General features: G+C 68.2%; 1 protein-coding gene. It reads left to right on the top strand.

From position 1 onward, the window contains the following. Positions 1-24: 24 nt before the first annotated feature. Positions 25-18156, top strand: a complete 18132-nt coding sequence (locus ACWFRF_RS14230; protein ID WP_452450601.1) for an amino acid adenylation domain-containing protein — start codon at positions 25-27, stop codon at positions 18154-18156. Positions 18157-18201: the final 45 nt, after the last annotated feature.

Here is an 18201-nt window from a genome sequence, read left to right as displayed (position 1 = left end):
GACAGTCAGGACCGGTCGAAGCGGTTGGAAATCGGCTCATTCCGCTATTCCCAAAAAAAGGATTCCGGTAACGGTTCCGGTGCTGGGTCCAACGGCAGCGGACACCCGTCATTCGAAATCTTTCCGCTGACGGCGGCGCAGCGGGGGATCTGGTTTGCCCAGCACCTCACCGAATCGTCACCGATTTCTGTGGCCCAATACGTCGAGGTCGTCGGAGAGGTGGACGCCGAACTGCTTGCCGAGGCCTGCAGAACCGCCAGTCGCGAGTTCGGATCCGGGCATACGCGACTGATCGAGGTCGATGGAGAGCCCTGTCAGTTCGTCGACGAGGACCGTGGAGGTCCGGTATCGGTCGTGGACCTGCGCCATCATGCCGATCCGGTGGCGACCGCGCGCGCGATGATGGCTCAGGACTATTCCGCTCCGCTGGACATGCTGAACGACGACCTCGTGACGAGCATCGTGTTCCGGGTCGGCGAGGACCATGTCCTGTGGTACCAGCGCGCGCACCACATCGCGCTCGACGGATTCGCCGCGGTAACGATGCTGCACAGGATGACCGAGCTGTACAACGCTTGGGTGAAGTCCGAGGAACCGGCATCGTGCGCGGCGCAGGACCTGGAGGTCATCGTCGAGCAGGACCTGGCGTACCGGGGTTCGACACGTTTCGACAACGACCGCAACTACTGGCTGGAGCATCTGGCAGGCGCGCCGCCCGCCGTCAGCCTGGCCGGTCGCGTCGGCAAGCCCACCATCCATCCGGCGCTGGTCAGCACAGAGCTGCCCGACGCCACCGCGCGTCTGCTGACAAGCGTCGCGCTCGAACATGGTCAGAGCGTGGCGCCGACCATCGTCGCGGCGTTCGCCGCCTATCTCGCGCGGATGACCGGAAGCGACGAAGTGATGCTGAGCCTGCCGGTTTCGGGTCGGCACTCCGCCGTGCTGCGCCGTTCCGGGGGGATGGTGGCGAATGTGGTGCCGCTGCGGGTGCGGGTGGCCGGCCGCAACGTCGGTGAACTGATCGCCGCGGTGCAAAGTGAGTTGACGAGTGCACTGCGGCGGCAGCGCTACCGCCAGGAGGACATATTCCACGATATGGGGATCGCGCGCGACGAGGCGGCGTCCTTCGGGCCTGCCGTGAACCTGATGCTGATCGAGAACGAGGTTGTGCTCGGCAACACGACAGGCCGCCTGAACGTCCTCACCTCAGGCCCTACCGCCGACCTTTTCGTCAATATCTACCCGGGTGCGGGCAAAGACAGTACGCATATCGATTTCCAGGGAAATCCGAGCGCCTACACCCCGGACGAGCTCGCTGGCCACCACCGGCGGTTCCGCATGTTCCTGCACGAGTTCCTCGCCGGGGGAGCGGAATGTCGAGTCAGCGGATTGTCGCTGCTCGACGTACACGAGCGGTCCACGCTGCCGCGGGTGCGGGGGCCGAGCGGAGTCGAAACACGGCTGCTTCCCGAGATTCTGACCGAGAGCGCGCGCCGGGATCGCAGTGCGTGCGCGATCGTCTCGGCCGGGCAGACGATGACCTACGGCGAGCTGGACGACAGATCCTCCCAGCTGGCCCGGCATCTGATAGCTCTGGGTTGTGGCCCGGACGCGGCGGTGGCGATCATGCTGCGACGCTCGGTCGAATCCGTGGTGGCGACATGGGCGATCGCGAAATGTGGGGCCGCGGTGGTCCAGCTGGACCCCGAGTACCCGCGCAAGCGGGTAGAACACATGGTCGCCGACAGCGGCGCGACCGTGGTGATCACGATCGACGACTTGCGCGACCGAGTCCCACCGGCGACGCGTTGTGTGGTTCTCGATGATCCCGCGACCCTGGGGGAAGGCGGCGCCGACAGCGGGCCGATTTCCGACGACGACCGTATCCGGCCACTGCGCCCGTCCAATATCGCCTACGTCACCTATACCTCGGGATCCACCGGAACGCCGAAAGGCGTTCAGGTCACGCACACCGGCCTCGCGAATCTGATTGCCGACCGCGCCGCCACCTACGGAATAGATGCGACCTCTCGGGTGTCGTATGCGCTCTCGCCCAGTTTCGACGCCTCCATGGAACAGTTTCTGACCTGCTTCGCGAGCGGATCCGCGCTGGTGATCGTGCCGCCCGAGGTGACCGGCGGCGAGCCGCTCACGCGACTGCTGGCCGACGAGCACGTGACCCACCTGACCCTGACGCCCACGATGCTGGCAACCGTGGACCCGCATCCGGCGACCGACGTGCGCGTGCTCGTGGTCGGCGGCGACGTCTGTCCACCGCACGTCATCGAGCGGTGGGCGCCGTCGTTGTCCATGTACAACGAATACGGTCCCACCGAGGCCACCGTGACCGCCGCCGGCGGCGTGCTCAGACCCGGTCACGCCCACCTGGTCGGTGGCCCCCTTCGTGGCGTCGCGGCGATGGTGCTGGACCGAACGCTCCAACCGGTGCCGAACGGCACCGCGGGCGAGCTGTATCTCGCCGGGCCGGGATTGGCCCGCGGATACAGCCATCTGTTCGCCGAAACCGCCGCCCGGTTCGTCGCGGATCCGTACGGCGGCGCGGGCGAGCGGATGTACCGCACCGGCGACATCGCGCGCTGGACAGGCGACAACGCCGAGATGGCGCTGGAATTGCTGGGACGCGGCGACTTCCAGGTCAAGATCCGTGGCTACCGGATCGAACCGGGTGAAATCGACACCGCGCTCACCACACACGAGGACGTGGATCTTTCGGTGACGGTGCCGGTGCACAACAACGCGGGCACGACCGTGCTGGCGTCGTATGTGGTCCCGGTCAGCGGCCGTCGGATCGAACCGCTCGAACTCCAGCGCTTCGCCCGTGATTCGCTGCCGCCGCAGATGGTTCCGGCGGTGATCATCGCGTTGGACAGCCTCCCGGTGAACGCCTTCGGCAAGCTCGATCGCAGCGCTCTGCCGAAGCCGGAGTTCGGGACCGCGCCGGTCGGCCGGCCGCCGGCCACCGCCCGGGAGAAGGCGATCGCACGGCTGTTCACCGAGGTGCTCGGCGTGCCTCTGGTCGGGGCGGACGACAGCTTCTTCGCCCTGGGCGGCGACAGCATTCTGTCGATCCAGCTGGTGGCGCGGGCCAAAGCCGATGGCCTGAGTTTCTCCACACAGGATGTGTTCGTGCACAAGACCGTGGCGGGCTTGGCGGCCACGGCGACGAAATCAAGCGATACGCCCGAGTTGGCCGAGTTGCCCGGCGGCGGCGTAGGGCCGCTGCCGTTGTCGCCGATCATGTGCGCAATGCTGGATCGGGGTCATTACGACCGATTCGCGCAGGCCGCGCTCGTGCAGCTGCCCGATGGGGTCGATCGAGCGGGCCTCGTGCGCGCAGTGGGATCCCTGCTGGACCGCCACGACATGCTGCGCGCGGTCTTGCGCGGCGATTCGGTTGATCGCTACGTCGAGGTACTCGAGCCGAACGCGGTCGACCCGGACGCCGCGCTTGTCGATGTTCGCCTCGAGCGACGGGACGCCGCCGAGGTCGACCGTCACCTGCAGCAGGCCGCCGATCGATTGGACCCGGGCAAGGGTGTGCTCGTTCAAGCCGTCTGGATGCGGGATCTCCACGGCTCGGGACCCGACCTGATGTGGCTGGTGATTCACCATCTCGCCGTCGACGTGGTGTCGTGGCGCATCATCCTCGCCGACCTCGCGCGGGCCTGGTCGCAGATCTCCGCCGGCGGTGAACCGGATTTCGGCCCGATCACCACCTCGTTCCGGCGGTGGGCGCACGGCCTGGTCGAGCGGGCACCGGGCAGACGGTCGGCGGAACTCGACAGGTGGAAGGACGTCCTCGCGCCGGGTGATCAGCTACTCGGATCGCGCCGTCTGGTTCCCGATCGTGACGTCGGCGCCACGGCGGGCCGGGTCCATCAGCGCATCCCGGCAGCGGTCACCGAGGCGGTTCTCACCACCATTCCGGATCGCTTCCACTGCAGCGCCAACGATCCGCTGCTCGCGGCGCTGGCATTGGCACTCGGTGAGTGGCGGCGCAGGCGCGGTACAGCGGCGGCCGCAGGCGAGTTGATCTCGCTGGAGGGACACGGCCGCGAGGAGCGGGCCGTGCCGGGCGCCGATCTCAGCGGCACCGTGGGCTGGTTCACCACACGCTTCCCGGTCCGGATCGACTGGGACGGTGTCGATCTCGATGACGCGCTGGCCGGCGGCGCAGGTGCTGGACTGGCGATCAAACAGGTGAAGGAGCAGTTGCGCGCGGTGCCGGACAACGGCATCGGCTACCAGGTGCTGCGTCATCTCGATCCCCAGGGCCGTGCCGAGCTCGCGGACTTGCCCGAACCTCAGATCAGCTTCAACTACCTCGGGCGGGTCAGTGTCGCTGAACGCTCGATGCCCTGGGCGCCCACCACCGAGTTCACCGCACTGACCGCGACGAGCGATCCGGGGATGGCGCTGCCGGCCGTGCTCGATGTCAACGCGATCGCCGAGGAAGGTCGCGACGGGCTCGAACTCGATGTGACCTGGGAATTCGCCTCGCAGGTATTGGGTGCCGAGGAGGTCGACGAGCTCACCGGGCTGTGGGCTCGCGCGCTGGGGGCACTCGCCGACCACGTCCGATCCGACACCGGCTACGGCTTCACGCCCTCCGACTTCCCGCTCACCGCCGTATCGCAGGACGATGTCGACCACTGGCTGGGGAAATACCCGTCGATGATCGATGTGTGGCCGCTCACCGCCTTGCAGTCCGGGCTGCTGTTCCACACCATCTACGACCGCGACGGCGACGACGGCTACATCGTGCAGGTGGCGCTGACCTTCGCCGGGCAGGTGGACGGTGCGCGGATGCGCCGCGCCGCGCAGGTGCTCATCGACCGGCACGACAGCCTGCGGACGGCGTTCGTCGAGAGTGCCGATGGGCCACGGCAGATCGTCCTGCGCGACACCGAAGTCGATTGGGGCGAGTCGAATCTCGCCGGCATCAGCGATGGGGGCAGGCGGGCGCGAGCACTTCGGCGACTCGCGAGGGCGGCCGTGGCTCCGTTCGACCCGGCCCATCCACCGCTGGTGCGTTTCCACCTCGTGCGCACCGGCGTCGATACTTTCCAGTTGCTGGTCACCAACCACCACCTCGTGCTCGACGGCTGGTCGATGCCTCTGCTGATCCACGAGCTGCTCTCCTTGTACACCTCCGATGGCGACACCGCCGAGCTCGCGCCCCCTCGTTCGTACCGGGAGTATCTGCGGTGGCTGCAGGCGCAGGATCGCGACGCCGCAATCGCCGCGTGGCGGGAGACACTCGCCGGAATCGACAGTCCGACACGGGTCACGGGCAGGCCGGATCGGTCCGTCGCCGCGCACGTCGGTGAGGTCGACCTGAACCTGGACGCGGCGACCACCGCAGCGCTTCTCGATCTGGGCCGCTCACACGGCGTCACCGCCAACACGGCCCTGCAGGTGGCATGGGCACTGCTGGTGGCCGCGCTGACCGGACGGTCCGACGTGGTCTTCGGCAATACGATCGCGCACCGCCCGCCGCAGATTCCGGATGTCGAGCGCATGGTCGGGCTTCTCGTCAACACGCTGCCCGTCCGAGTCCGCCTCGACCCCGGCGAAACCGTCGGCGACCTGCTCGTCCGCGTGCAATCCGAGCAAGCCGCCATGCTGGATCATCAGTACATCGGCTTGGCGGAGCTGCAACGGGCCACCGGCATCACCGATATGTTCGACACCGCGACGGTGCTCGAGTCCTATCCGCTCGACCGGGAACTGCTGGCGCGCAATCTCTCCGACGCCGGCTTGCGGTTCGTCGAGATCGACGCACACGATGCCACGCCGTATCCACTGAGTTTGCAAGTGTCCCCGCCGCGGTCGAGTCGCGACCGGCGATCGGATGCCGCCGACGAGCCGAGCACCTACACGGTGACGCTGAAATTCGCCACCGACCGATTCGATTCGGCCGAGGTCCGTACGCTGCTCGAACGCTTCGAGCTTCTTCTCACGCAGATCGTCAGGAATCCCGCCCGCAACGTCGCCGCGATCTCCTCCTGCTGGGATTCCGAACGCGCGGAACTGCTTTCGGTCGGCAGCGAGGAGCCGCCCGCCGCGGAGCTCGTGCTGCGCGACATCCTGTGGGGGACCGCGCGCAGGTATCCGGATGCCGTGGCCCTGCGGTGCGGCGACACCACGTGGACCTATCGTGAGCTGGAGCGCCGCGCCGACGAGTTCGCTCATCTGCTGGCCCGCCATGGTGCTCGCGCCGAGTCGATCGTCGCGTTGGCCGTTCCCCGTTCGGCTGAACTGGTGGTCGCCATCTGGGCGGTGGCGAAGACAGGCGCCGCCTTCCTGCCCTTGGATCCCGGCAATCCCGCCGCGCGGATCGCGGAGTTGTTGTCCGACTCCCGGACCGGTCTCGGCGTGACGACCAGCGATGTCGCACCGAGCCTTCCGGACACCGTCGACTGGTTGACGCTGGACGCTGCGGCTACGGATGCTGACGAAAATCTTCCCCGTCTGTCCGAAGTCTCGGCCGGGGCCGATCGGCTGTCGGCCGACAACGCGGCATACGTGATCTATACGTCCGGATCGACCGGCAAACCGAAGGCGGTCCACCTCAGCCATCGCGGCCTGGCCGACCTCGTCGCGGCGCAGGTCGACGCCTTCGGTGTCGGTCCGGGTTCGGTGGTGCTGCAGGTCGCGTCGCCGGGCTTCGACGCCTGCTTGTCGGAGTTGCTGTTGGCGCACGGGAGTGGCGCCGGTCTCGTGGTGTCGCCGCCGGAGGTGTACGCCGGGACCGACCTCGAGGAATTGCTTCGGTCGCAGCAGGTGTCGCACGCGATCATCACCCCGTCGGTGCTGAAAACCATGGATCCGTCCCGGACGCCGTCGTTGACATCGCTCGCGGTCGTCGGCGAAGCGACCGAGCCGGACACCGTGAACCGGTGGGGGCACGGCCGACGGCTGATGAATCATTACGGACCGACCGAGTGCACGATCTGGGCGACGGGGTCGGACGCTCTGGTACCCGGCGAACTGGTGACGATCGGCGGCCCGATCCGGGGCGCGTCGGCGATGGTTCTGGACCGGTGGCTGCGACCGGTGCCGGTCGGTGTCGTGGGCGAACTCTATATCGGTGGGCCCGGACTCGCCCGCGGGTACGTCGGTCGACCGGGTGTGACCGCGTCGCGCTTCGTCGCGGATCCGCGATCGGTTCGCGGCGAACGGATCTACCGCACCGGTGATTCCGTGCGCTGGGTGCGCGGTCGCGCCGGATTGGCACTGGAATATCTGGGTCGAGGCGATCAGCAGGTCAAGATCCACGGTCTGCGGATCGAGCCGGGGGAAATCGATGCGCACCTGGCTCTGCACCCGGAGGTGGCGAGCGTCGCGACCGTCGTGGTGAAGGGGCCTGCCGACGAACCGGTGCTGGTGTCCTATTTCGTCTCCGCCTCGGGGGCCGTGGTCGACGTGGTGGCACTCGGCGACGATCTGTCGCGCACGCTACCGCGCTATATGAACCCCGCGGCGATCGTGCAGCTCGAAGAGATGCCGCGCACACCGACCGGAAAGCTCGATCGGAAAGCATTGCGGCAGAGGTCCTTCGATGCCCACGCCGCGGACGGCAGAATGCCGTCGACGCATACCGAACAGGTCATGGCGAAACTCTTCGCCGACGTGCTCCATCTCGACACCGTGTCCGCCGACAGCAATTTCTTCGCGCTCGGCGGGGACAGCATCGTCTCGATGCGACTGGTGGCGCTGGCGCGATCCGCCGGGCTCACGCTCACGCCGCGAGATGTCTTCGAAGGCAAGACAGTTGCCGCCCTCGCCGCGATGGCCGACGGCGATGGGGCCCCGCCGGTGGAACGCGCCTCGGATTCTCCGCTCGTCGCCCTCACCCAACCCGACATCGATCGGCTCGAGCAGCAATACCACGGCCTGTCCGACGTCTGGCCGTTGTCGCCCATGCAGTCCGGTGTGCATTTCCACTCGACGTTCGACCCGGATGCCGGGGACAACTACACCGTCCAGACGATGATCGGATTTTCCGGCGAGGTCGACGGTGAGCGCTTGCGCCGTGCCGCTCAGGCCGTGGTCGACCGGCACGACATCCTGCGGGCCGCGTTTGTGGAGACCGCGGGCGGGCCCCGTCAGATCGTGCTCGACCATGCCGAGATCGGATTCCGGGAGATCGATCTCGCCGGTGACCGCGACGCGGAATCCCCGGCCGACCCGGCAACGATCGCCGCGGCGGACGCGGCGGCGGGATTCGACCTGTCGGCTCCTCCGCTCCTGCGCTTGACGCTGATCCGTCTCGACGCGGGGTCCTTCCGGCTGCTCGTCACGAATCACCATGTGATCCTGGACGGCTGGTCGATGCCGCTGCTGATGCGAGAACTGCTCGACTACTACGGGTCTCCCACCCATATCGACTCCGCCGGACCCGCACCCTCCTACCGCGACTATCTGTCCTGGCTGGGGCGCCAGGACGCCGCCGCATCCAAGGCGGCATGGGCACAGGCCTTTTCGGATGTCGACGCTCCCACCCGGGTGTCGCGCGACGTGCTCGCGACGGGTTCGGTATCCGCCGCCGAAATCGAGGCCGAGCTGACGGCAGATCGTTTCGGAGGTCTCCGTCGAGTGGCAGCCGAGTCGGCCGTCACCATCAATACGGCGGTCGCCGCGGCCTGGGCCCTGAATCTGCGCGTCCTGACCGGTGAGACCGATGTGATCTTCGGATCCGCGGTGTCGGGACGGCCACCGGAGTTACCGCGGGTCGAGCAGACGCTCGGCATGTTCCTGACCACGATTCCCGTGCGAGTCCCGCTCGAACCCACCATGACGGTGCGCGAGTTGCTGACCGGCATTCAGGAGCGGCACGCTCGCATGCTGGATCATCACCACATCGGCCTGCCCGAGATCCACCGCAGCGTCGGTCTGCCCGAACTCTTCGACACCGCCGTCACCTTCCAATCGTTCCCCGTCGACCGGGCGGCACTACAGCAACTCATCGAGTCGGCGGGCCTGCGGGTGGACGAACTCAGCGGTGTCGACGCGACGCCGTACCCGCTGAGCCTGGTCGTGGCGCCGAAACAGTCCGTGCACGGCGAAGCACAGGCACTGCGGATCACCCTGCGATTCCACGACCGCACGTTCGACACCGCGGCGGCGCGCCGGATCCTCGACCGCTTCGTCGAGTTGCTCGGCCGGATCGCCGTCGACGCCGACCTACGGCTGGGTGAGCTGCCGCTCGACCAGGAACCGGGGCCGTCGTGGCCGGTTTCGGGTGCGGAACCGGAAATCCCGGACACGCTGGACCGGATCCTCACTGCGTGCGCTACCGCCGAACCCGACGCCATCGCCGTGCGATGCGGTGCGACCGCCATGACGTACCGGCAGCTCGACGAGCGATCCGCACGTCTGGCCCGGGTCCTGCTGCGGCACGGCGTCCAGCGGGGACAGGTCGTCGCCTCGGTGCTTCCGCGATCCCTGGCGGCGACGGTGACCCTGTGGGCTGTGGCGAAGACCGGTGCCGCAGTCCTGCCGATAGACCCGACCCTGCCGCCGGAGCGGATCGACTTTCTGCTGTCGGATTCGAAAGCCGTGCTCGGGCTGACCGACTCCTCCGCCGGGGCGCACCTTCCCGATGGCGTCGACTGGCTGATCCTCGACCAGGAGCAGATGCTCGACACCGCGGATTCGGTTGCCGCGGTGCCGATCACCGATGTCGAACGCGGCGGTCCGATCCGGCGGGATCAGACCGTGTACGTGAGCTACACCTCCGGGTCGACCGGTATGCCCAAGGGCGTGCTCGTCAGCCATCGCGGCCTGGCCGATATCGTCGCGGCGCAGCGGCGGATTCTCGGCGTCGACCCGAGTTCGGTGGTGCTGCAGGTAGCCTCGCCCAGCTTCGACGCCTCGGTGTTCGAGTTGTTGATGGCGCACGGCTCGGGCGGCCGACTGGTCGTCTCGCCTCCCGATGTCTACGCCGGACCCGAGCTGGCGGATCTGATCGGGCGTGAACATATCTCGCACGTGGTGATCACTCCCTCTGCGCTGGCGACAGTTTCGTGCGACGGTCTCGACGGGCTGCGCGTGCTGGCGACAGCCGGTGAGCCGGTCGGGCCGGAACTGGTCGATCGGTGGGCGCCGCACCGCACCATGGTCAATCTCTACGGGCCGAGCGAAAGCACGATCTGGGCTACCGCCAGCGACGCACTGGCCCCCGATGCCGCGATCACGATCGGCAGGCCGGTCGGCCCCGTCGCGGTCGTCGTGCTCGATACCTGGTTGCGGCCCGTGCCACACGGTGTCGAGGGCGAGCTGTATCTGTTCGGTCCCGGCTTGGCCGACGGGTACGCCGCCCGGACGGGGTTGACCGCGTCGCGGTTCGTCGCGTGCCCGTTCGCGGAGCCGGGTCAGCGGATGTACCGCACCGGTGACGTGGTGCGCCGTGGCGTCGACGGCGAGATGGAATTCGTGGGGCGCAACGATTTTCAGGTGAAGGTGCACGGCACCAGGATCGAGCTGGGGGAGATCGACGCGGTGCTCGATGCGCGGGCGGATGTGGCGTACGCGGTCACGGTGCCGCGCCGCGACGGCGGGCGAGCGGCGGTGCTGGCGTCCTATGTCGTGCCCGCGCCGGGGACGCAGGTATCGGGCGAGGAGTTGCGTGCGGCACTGGCCGAGGTGCTGCCCCGGTACATGGTGCCGTCCACGGTGATGGTGCTGGACGAGGTGCCGCTGACCGTCAACGGGAAGCTGGATCGCGAGCGGCTGCCCGAGCCGGTGTCCGTCACGCGAGAATTCCGGGCGCCGTCGCCGGGGTTGGAGGAGTTGGTCGCGCGGACGTTCGAGCAGGTGCTCGACGTGGACCGGGTGGGAGTCGACGACGACTTCTTCGCGCTGGGCGGCGATTCCCTGAGCGCCTCGATGGTGGTGGCGCGCCTCGGCGCTGCCCTGGATACGCGAGTTCCGGTGCGGTCGGTTTTCGAGGCGCCGACCGTCGGCGGATTGGCCGGTCTCGCCGCGGCGCTCAGCGGTGGGGGCCGGTTGCCTCTGCTGCCGGGCGCCCACCCCGACTCCGTGCCGCTGTCGCTGGCCCAGCAGCGGATGTGGTTCCTGAACCGGTTCGAGCCGGATTCGGCGGTGCACAGCATTCCGGTGATGCTGCGGCTGTCCGGACGGCTGGACACCGAAGCGCTGGCTGCCGCCCTCGCCGATGTGGTCGCGCGCCACGAAGTATTGCGGACGATATATCCAGAAGTCGCCGGTGAGCCGCGCCAGGTCGTTCTCGACGAGACCGCGGTGCCGGTGCGGGCGGTGCGAGTGCCCGCGGATTCCGTCCAGGAGGTGGTGGGCGAGTTCGTGCGGCGTGGATTCGATGTGACCGTCCGGGTGCCGATGCGAGTGGGCTTGTTCGAGCTGGGCGCCGAGCGCGACAGTGACACAGGAGAATTCCTGCTGGTGCTCGTGGTCCATCACATCGCGGGCGATGGTCAGTCGATGGGGCCACTGGCGCGTGACGTGATGGTGGCCTATGCCGCGCGACTGGCCGGGCAGGCACCGCTGTGGGAGCCGCTCGCTGTGCAGTACGCGGATTTCGCGTGGTGGCAACGGCAGATGCTGGGGGCCGCGGACGATCCGGCGTCGTTGATGTCGGAGCAGTTGGAGTTCTGGCGCTCGACGCTCGCGGGTGCACCGGACCGGCTGGAACTTCCGGCGGACCGCCCACGCCCGGCCGTCGCATCGCTGTCGGGAGGCCGGGTACCGGTGGAGATCGGTGCGAGCCTGCACGAGCGGCTGATCGCGCTGGCACGGACGAGAGGGTCGTCGCTGTTCATGGTGATGCACGCGGCGCTGGCAGCGGTGTTGGGGCGGCTCAGCAGCAGCGATGACATCGTGATCGGCACCCCGGTCGCGGGACGGGGCGAGCCTGGTCTCGACGATCTGGTAGGGATGTTCGTGAACACGCTGGCCTTGCGGACCCGCGTGGATACGGGCGAGCCGTTCGCCGAGTTGCTGATGCGCACCCGGCAGACGGACCTGCTGGCGTTCGAGCACGCGGACGTGCCGTTCGAGCGGGTCGTGGAGGAGTTGAACCCGGAGCGATCGGCGGCACGACATCCATTGTTCCAGGTGGCCTTGGCATTCCAGAACGTGTCGACGATCGAAGTGGTGCTGCCCGACGTCCGGGTGGCCCGGGCAGAGGTGGATACCGAGGCGATCCAGTTCGATCTGCAGCTGGTGCTGTCCGATTCATCCGCGCAGGGTATGTCGGGAATGTTGACCTATGCTCGGGATCTGTTCGACGAGGTGACCGCAGCGGCGATCGTCCGGCGGCTGGTGCGGGTACTCGAAGCCGTCGCCGACGATCCGGCCGTAGTAGTCGGCGATATCGACTGGCTGGAAGCCGACGAGCGCTCGTCGCTCACCTCGCGGGTCGGGGCGCACACCGTGGCGGCGCTGGAACCGTCCGGATTGCTGCCGGCGGTGTTCACCTCGGCCGTCCGGGACAACGGCGACGGTATCGCCGTCGTCGCGGGGGATGCCACGCTGTCGTATACGCAGCTGGACGAACGATCGAGCCGGCTGGCGAGGGTGCTGATCCGCCGTGGCGCCGGACCGGAGAATCCGGTGCTGGTGGCAGCAGCGCGGTCGGCGGAGTCGGTCGTCGGGTGGTGGGCGGTGGTGCGGTCGGGTGCGGCATACGTGCCGGTCGACCCGAGCTACCCCGACAGCCGAATCGAGCAGATGGTGTCGGATTCCGGTGCGACGCTGGGGGTTACGGTGTCGTCGGTGCGTGCCCAGCTGCCCGATTCGGTGGACTGGATCGTGCTCGACGACCCGGCCGTCGCCGCGCGGATCGACGCGGCGGCGGGCGGCCCGATCGGCGACGACGAGCGGACGCGGCCGTTGCGAGCCTCGGATGTCGCCTACGTGGTCTTCACCTCCGGATCCACCGGAGTGCCGAAGGGCGTCGCCATCACACATTCCGGCATCGCCGGCTTCGTCGCCGGGCGGCGCGCCGACCGAGAGCTGCGGCACACGTCCAGGGTGTTGCATTTCGCGTCGCCGTCGTTCGACGCCGCGGTGATGGAGATCCTGATCGCGGCCAGTCGAGCCGGTGCGCTCATCGTGGCGCCGACGGGGATCTACGGCGGCGACGAGCTGGCCGAGTTCCTGCGCGTGCAGCGGGTCACCCACGCCTTCATCACCCCGGCCGCGCTCGCGTCGGTGGATCCGGCCGGGCTCGACGACCTGCGGATGGTGTTGTCCGGTGGTGAGGAGGTCCCGGCGGATCTGGTGAGCCGATGGGCGGGCACCGACGTCGCGGGCGCCCGGGAGTTCCAGGTGCTGTACGGGCCGACCGAGGCCACGATGCTCGCCACGGCGACGCGCGCGCTGCAACCGGATGATCGGCCGACGATCGGTGTCCCGCTGCCGGGGATCCAGGCACTGGTCCTGGATGACCGGCTGCGGCCGGTGCCGGTGGGGGTGGCCGGAGAGTTGTATCTCGCGGGTCCGGCGCTGGCGCGCGGGTACCTGAACAGGGCGGCTCTCGACGCGGTGCGGTTCGTGGCGCTCGCGTTCGGGGAACCGGGACGCCGCATGTACCGGACCGGTGATGTGGTGCGCTGGAAGACCGACGGCGATCTGGAGTTCTTGGGGCGCAACGATTTCCAGGTGAAGATCCGTGGTTACCGGGTAGAGCTGGGCGAGATCGACGCGGTGCTGAACGCCCAGGCGGAGGTGGCCTACGCGGTCACGGTGCCGTGGCGTGCGGGCACCGGTCCGGCACAATTGGTGTCCTACGCGGTCCCCGAAACCGGCGCGAGCATCTCGGGCGAACAGTTGCGCGCGGCATTGGTCGAGGCGCTGCCGTCGTACCTGGTGCCCGCCGCGGTGATGATCCTCGACGCGATCCCCCTGTCGCCGAACGGAAAGCTCGACCGCGCGGCCCTGCCCGCACCCGTCGTCCAGGCCAAGCGGTTCCGGGCACCGGTGTCACCGGCGGAGGAAATAGTGGCGGGCGTCTTCGCCGACGTCCTCGGTAACGACGGTCCCGTCGGCGCCGACGACGACTTCTTCGACCTCGGCGGCAACAGCCTGGTGGCCACCCGGGTAGCCGCGCGGATCGGTGCCGCGCTCGACGTGACCATCCCGGTGTCGATGATCTTCGAAGCGCCGACGGTCGAGAGGCTGGCCGCGCGCGCCGAATCGCACGCCGATACCGGTCGGGTAGCGCTGACCGCGCAGCCACGGCCGCAGCGAATTCCCCTGTCGTACGCACAGCAGCGGATGTGGTTCCTGAACCGGCTCGAGCCCGGCTCGGCCGCCTACAGCATTCCGATGGTGCTGCGGCTGTCCGGACAGCTGGATCTCGACGCGTTGCGCGCGGCGATCGAGGATGTCCTGGATCGGCACGAAGTACTGCGGACCGTATACCCGTATGCCGACGGCGAGCCGTCGCAGGTGGTCCTTTCCGCCGCTGACGCGTATCCGCCGCTGACCGTGACCTCGGTCGCGGAACCCGAACTGGCCGAGTCGTTGTCGGCGTTCGTCTCGACGGTGTTCGATGTGACGGTCGAGGCGCCGGTGCGGGTGCGGTTGTTCGAGCTCGGGCGGGACGAGTGGGTCTTGGCCGTGGTGGTGCATCACATCGCCTGCGACGGGTCCTCGCTCGGCCCGCTGGCACGGGACATGATGACGGCGTACACAGCTCACCTGCTCGGGGAGTCGCCGAGCCGGCCGCCGTTGCCGGTGCAGTACGCCGACTACGCGATCTGGCAGCGGACGGTATTGGGGTCCGAAGACGATCCCCAGTCGCTGCTCCGTGCCCAGATCGACTACTGGACCCTCGAGTTGGCCGAGCTCCCGGTATTGCTGGGGCTGCCGACCGACCGACCGCGTCCGCCCGTGCAGACCCATGCGGGCGCGAGCGTGCCGATCAGTGTCGGTGCCGATCTGCACGCGGGATTGCAGCAGGTCGCGCGAGAACACAACACGACGCTGTTCATGGTCTTCCATGCCGCGCTGGCGGCTACGCTGGCCCGGCTGGCCGATACGGACGATATCGCGATCGGCACTCCGTTCGCCGGACGCGGCGAGCCCGAACTCGACGATCTGGTCGGGATGTTCGTCAACACCCTGGTGCTGCGGACCCGGTTGACGCCGGGGATGACGTTCACCCAGCTACTCGAACACCAGCGGGGGACCGATCTGGCCGCGTTCGGACACGCCGATGTTCCGTTCGAGCGGCTGGTGCAAGAGCTGAACCCGGTGCGGTCGCACGCCCACCATCCACTGTTCCAGGTGATGCTGGCATTCCAGAACGTCGGCGGGGCCCAGTTCGAACTTCCGGGGCTCTCGGCGTCCGCCGTGACGGCCGACACCGACATCGCGCTGTTCGATCTGCTGATCACGATGTCGGATTCCTATGACTCCGCCGGTGACCCGGCCGGCATCAGCGGCGGGGTGATCTACGCGAGCGACCTCTTCGACGCCACAACAGCGACAGCGATCGTCGATCGCCTGCTGCGATTGCTCGGCGAACTGGTGACCGATGCGACACAGCCGGTGCGCGAAGTGGATCTGCTCGGCGACGATGAGCGCGAAACCATCCTGACGCAGTGGAATTCGACCGATTACAGCCTCCAGCCGGAGGAGACGCTCCCCTCCCTCTTCGCTCACTCCGTGCTGGCGCGAGCGGATCGGCCCGCGGTGACAGCCGGAGAGCAGACATTGACCTATGCGGAATTCGCGTCCCGCGTCAATCGGTTGGCGCGGTGGTTGATCTCCCGCGGAGTGGGGCCGGAGTCGTTGGTGGCGCTGCGGATGCGGCGTTCACTGGACCAGGTCGTCACCATCTACGCGGTGCACGCCGCCGGGGGCGGATACCTGCCGGTCGATCCGGACCTGCCGGCCGACCGCATCGACTACATGCTGTCCATCGCCGCGCCGGCGCTGGAGCTGTCGTCTCTCGATGGGCTGGAGCTGTCGGGATTCGACGACGGGCCGGTCACCGACGCCGATCGGCTCGCGCCGCTGCGATCGCACAATGTCGCGTACGTGATCTTCACGTCGGGGTCGACCGGTCGACCGAAAGGCGTCGCGGTATCGCACTGTTCAGTGGTCAACCAGGTGCGGTGGGTCAACGAGACCTACGCGCTGACGCCGAAAGACGTCGCCCTGCTGAAGTCCCCGGCTACGTTCGACATGTCGGTGTGGGAGTTGTTCGCGCCGCTGGCGGCGGGCGCGCGGCTGGTGATCGCGCGAGCCTACGGGCATACCGACCCGGCCTATCTCGCCGAAACCATCGCCGCCCAGCGGGTCACGGTCGCCGCGCTGGTGCCGTCGATGGTGGCGGTACTGGCGGACATGGCGCCCGCGCAGTCGCTCGAGTCGGTGCGGACGCTGCTGGTGGGCGGTGAGGCATTCGACCCCGAGACGGTGGCCGCGGCACGGCGAATGGTGCCCGGGGTCGAGTTGCACAATCTGTACGGGCCGACCGAATGCACCGTGTGCTCGACCGCGCATCGGGTGAGCGAAGCCGAGAGCGCGACCATGCCGATCGGCTCACCGGTATGGAACACGCGCGCATACGTCCTCGACGACCGGTTGCATCCGGTACCGCCCGGCGTCGCCGGGGAGCTGTACCTGGCGGGCACCCAGCTCGCGCGCGGCTACCAGTCACGCCCGGGCCTCACCGCGGAACGGTTCGTGCCCGATCCGTACGGTGACGGCAGGCGCCTGTACCGCACCGGCGACTTGGTGCGCTGGCGCCGGACCGGCGAATTGGATTACCTGGGCCGCACCGATTTCCAGGTGAAGCTGCGCGGCCTGCGCATCGAACTCGGTGAAATCGAGGCAGTACTCGCCGAGCACCCCAGCGTCGCGCGGGCGATCGCGGTGGTGCGCCCCATCGGTACGATGGAGCACCTGGTCGGCTACCTCGTGCCTGTCGCGGGCGCGACGGTCGATACCGCGGCGGTGGCCGCGCACGCGGCGACCAAACTGCCCGACTACATGGTGCCCGCCACGATGATGGTGCTCGACTCGGTGGCCTTCCACTCGTCGGGCAAGCTGGACCGTCTGCGGCTACCGGAGCCGGTGCTCTCGGTAGCGGAGTTCAGGGAGCCCGCGTCGTGGCTGGAAGGCGAGGTCGCACGGGCCTTCGGAACGGTGCTCGGCGTGGAACGGGTGGGCGCCGACGACGACTTCTACGCATTGGGCGGTAACTCGCTGAAGTCGGTGCAAGTGGTGAGCGAGTTGCGCAAGGAACTCGACTACGAGGTTCCGATCAGCTGGATGCTGTCCGATCCCTGCCCGGCCGACCTGGCCAAGCGGATCGAATCCAGAATCCGCTCCGGTTCGACCGTCGACGGGACCGATGCCGGCTTCGACACGCTGTTGCCGATCCGGACCGATGGTGACCGAGCGCCACTGTTCTGTATCCACCCGGCCGTCGGCCTGTCGTGGTGCTACCGCACACTCGACCGCTACCTCTCCGACGGCCGACCGATCTACGGCATCCAGGCGCCACAGATCGGCGGTGAGATCCCCGGTCCTACATCGATCGAAGAAATGGCAGCACGCTACTTCGACGAGATTCGCGCGGTTCAGCCACACGGCCCCTATCACCTGCTCGGCTGGTCACTGGGTGGTGCGATCGCCCATGCCATTGCCGTCGAGATGCGCGCCGCCGGTGAACAGGTCGCGCTGCTGGCACTGCTGGACGCCGAAGTCGGCGGTGTCGACGAGTCGACGCTGCGCGCCGTGACGGCCGGCGAGCTGATCAGCAATCTCGGCCCGGTCATGGGCGTCGATTTCATCGACCCCGATGCGACGGCCGAGGAGGCTGCCGACCTGATCGAACGACATCTGGGAAGCAGCCTCGGCATCGACGCCGCACGGATCCAGCGCCTGACCGACGCCTACAACCTGGCGGTCCGGGCAGCCGGTGCGTGGCGTCCGGCGGTCTTGGACAGCGACATGCTCTATTTCACCGCGACACGCGACCGGCGATCCGACGTCGCGGGTCACGAGGGATGGGCGCGGGTGGTCCGCGGGCAGGTGTCGAGCTTCGACATCGACGCAGCCCACCTCGAGATGACCCAACCAGGTGCGATCGCCGAGATCGCCCGGATTCTCAACGCGCGACTGGATCAATGACCGTGTGAGGTCCGCCCACACGCTCCGGTTGCGAGACCGACCTGG

Source organism: Nocardia sp. NPDC055165, from assembly GCF_053606985.1.
Note: the sequence above shows the minus strand (reverse complement) of the source record. Positions and strands in the feature narration are given on the sequence as shown.